Origin of the sequence: Aquimarina pacifica, from assembly GCF_000520955.1 — a bacterium.
Classification (GTDB): Bacteria; Bacteroidota; Bacteroidia; order Flavobacteriales; family Flavobacteriaceae; genus Aquimarina; species Aquimarina pacifica.
The window spans coordinates 1-2,419 of sequence record NZ_JACC01000089.1 but is presented as its reverse complement, the minus strand read 5'-3'; the positions used below and the strand labels follow the sequence as shown (position 1 = coordinate 2,419).

Annotated in this window: 4 protein-coding genes; all 4 read right to left on the bottom strand. The window is 28.9% G+C overall.

The annotated features are described in order from the left end of the window. Nucleotides 1-594, bottom strand: coding sequence for a hypothetical protein (locus DZ60_RS0121845; RefSeq protein ID WP_025744131.1), 594 nt, complete (start codon nucleotides 592-594; stop codon nucleotides 1-3). Between the two features lie 200 nt (nucleotides 595-794). Continuing rightward, a complete protein-coding gene (locus tag DZ60_RS0121835) occupies nucleotides 795-1,436 on the bottom strand; it encodes an SMI1/KNR4 family protein (protein WP_025744130.1) in 642 nt (213 codons plus the stop codon). Between the two features lie 205 nt (nucleotides 1,437-1,641). Further along, the gene (locus DZ60_RS0121830; RefSeq protein ID WP_025744129.1) at nucleotides 1,642-2,082 is read right to left on the bottom strand and encodes a hypothetical protein; all 441 of its coding nucleotides are present in this window, start codon (nucleotides 2,080-2,082) and stop codon (nucleotides 1,642-1,644) included. A gap of 11 nt (nucleotides 2,083-2,093) precedes the next feature. After that, nucleotides 2,094-2,390: a hypothetical protein gene (locus DZ60_RS0121825; protein WP_025744128.1), complete on the bottom strand. Its 297-nt coding sequence runs from the start codon at nucleotides 2,388-2,390 to the stop codon at nucleotides 2,094-2,096. Nucleotides 2,391-2,419 lie beyond the last annotated feature (29 nt).

The following is a 2,419-nucleotide window of genomic DNA, read 5'->3' as shown; positions in this document are numbered from 1 at the left end:
CTAGTGCTTTTCATAGGATACATTGTTGTAAGGCGTTTTTTCTATAGTTTGGTAAATTAAATTTACGTCATCTTTCTTCTCAATTACATTCTTTTTCGCAATTTTATAAGGTCGATATGTCAAAAAATACACAAATATTGTTACAAAAATAGGAGGTAAAATATATGCCATATCAATGTCAGTTTGTATTGGAGGAATTAGCATTTCAATCACAAGAAGTAATATTGTCAATAGGTAAATTCCAAAAATGATGAGTCTTAGAGCAAAGGGCAAGAATTCCATTCCCTTTATCACAGTTTTTACTGTTAACTTATTGTTTTCATTATGAAATTCCGATTTCACTATGGCGAAATTATTAGTAGCAAAATTGTCAATTATGAATTTCTCTCGGATAATGAAACCTCCTGAATTAATAGTTCCGATGTATTTTTTATTTTCAGATTTGAAATTATCCAACATTATCAGAAAAGGAGAATAACAGCCCTTTTCCGTTATTTGTCTAAATTCTTTAATAAATACTTCTTTTTCAACATTTAATTCAGTTTCAAATGTTTTTATCAGATTATATTTTTCCAGAATTTTATTAATTTTCATTGGATTTTGTTAAATGACTTACAACGTTTAATATATGTGTCTTAGCAGGGCAAATTGTTACCTTGCTTTTCGATTTTTCTTGCGTATTGGTTGCTAACTTTTCCTTTTTGCAAGCATTGCGCCTTACCAAAAATACAACAACCATTCGATTCATCACTTAGCTGCTATGATCACATATATAGTGTTAGCCTTTCGCCTTTTTATTCATTCAAATATCCGAAGCCTGCTACATGCCATTTTTCCCCAAATGACGATGTGACCTTTTCAAAATCTGATTTATTGTTAGATGCATAACACATAGAATCTCCATTGATTCCTACTATATCATTTATACAAGTTTCATAGAAATTCATCTTAAGACTATATATGTTTGCGATATCTAAATCAATAGGTTCAATTTTAATCTTACGAAAAAAACCATCATTTACTTTTCTTATGAATTCCTGTTCAGTATACTTTCCTACAGCAGAAAACTCCAAAGAAAAACACGATGTTACGTGAATTTCATGCAATAAGAATTCTTCTACTGAATACTCTACTTTTACCCATTTTTCTTTAAACGGTTTAAAAAATAAGCTGTTATTTTCAGTTATATTAATTGCCCATTTATCACCAGTTTGAGCATCTGTATTGATTTCTAAATATCCATAATTATTGATATTTAAATCAATTAAAACCCATCGGAATATACTTGAATGCACACCTATTTTTCTGTAAAAATCGTACAAGATTTTAGGGAATTCAATCCCCAATTTTGTTTCTATTTTTTTAATATCTTCATCAAAATTAATAAAATCACTTTCCTTTATATCATGTAATTTTTTTATTTTTTTCAATTCCATCAATTTCTTTTTACGGGTGAAGGCTAACGTTTAATATATGTGTCGTAGCAGGGCAAAATGTTACCCTGCTTTTCGATTTTTCTGCGCATTGGTTGCTAATTTTTCCATTCTGCAAGCATTACGCCTTTATAAATATACAATAACCATTCGATTGATAACTTTGCTGCTATGGCACATATATAGTGTTACCCAACGTTTTTTATATTTAATTTAATTCCCAATTAACGTCAATTTTTTCTTTTTTATCATTATATCCAGGTGGAATAGCAATTTTACAATGCAACATAGGTTCATTGTTTTTTACAGTTTCGTAAAACTCAGATTCGAGTGATGATTTAGGATAGTATTGAATTTCAATTATTGTATTGTCTTTTTCGCTTTTATAGATATACAAGTTTATATCGTAAAGATTTTCGTAGATATCTCTTAATTCAGATGATATTTGTTCAAGCGATTTCGATATTTTTTTGTCATTTTTTCTTTTTCTATCTTTTCTTTTATCAAGGATATTCAACTCGTCATTTTTGATTTCAGAAATTAGGTAACGTGTATTGTCAGAGATTTTATTCCAGCAAGAATTTTTTGCCATTTCTAATAGGGAAGAAGTGGCTTCTTTTAAATTCTGTTCGAGGTTTTCTCTTTTCATGATTTTAACTCTTAAGCATCAAATTCTACATAGTGAATCAATCTTTCACATTTTTTTTCTACAGTTGGGTATTCCCTGTTAGCTATATCCTCCATGAATTCTTTGATAAGAAAGACTTCCATAAAATATACAAATCCGAGGCATTTTTTTTCAGTCACTTCAAAAGTTTTCCACTCCAATTCTTCTTCTGTCAAATTGAGTATTGTAACTTCTGATTCTCTAGAAAATTGATCATCAATCCTTTTTACATAAAGAACTGATTCTTCGTCAATTTCCTCAATATTTTTTAAGAATTCGATTAGTTTCATCTAATGTTCGTTAAGATACATAGTTTACA

What these genes read in the sequence shown, in the direction of transcription:
- DZ60_RS0121845 (WP_025744131.1), bottom strand. Translation starts at nt 594, where the DNA reads ATGAAAATTAATAAAATTCTGGAAAAATATAATCTGATAAAAACATTT.
- DZ60_RS0121835 (WP_025744130.1), bottom strand. Translation starts at nt 1,436, where the DNA reads ATGGAATTGAAAAAAATAAAAAAATTACATGATATAAAGGAAAGTGAT.
- DZ60_RS0121830 (WP_025744129.1), bottom strand. Translation starts at nt 2,082, where the DNA reads ATGAAAAGAGAAAACCTCGAACAGAATTTAAAAGAAGCCACTTCTTCC.
- DZ60_RS0121825 (WP_025744128.1), bottom strand. Translation starts at nt 2,390, where the DNA reads ATGAAACTAATCGAATTCTTAAAAAATATTGAGGAAATTGACGAAGAA.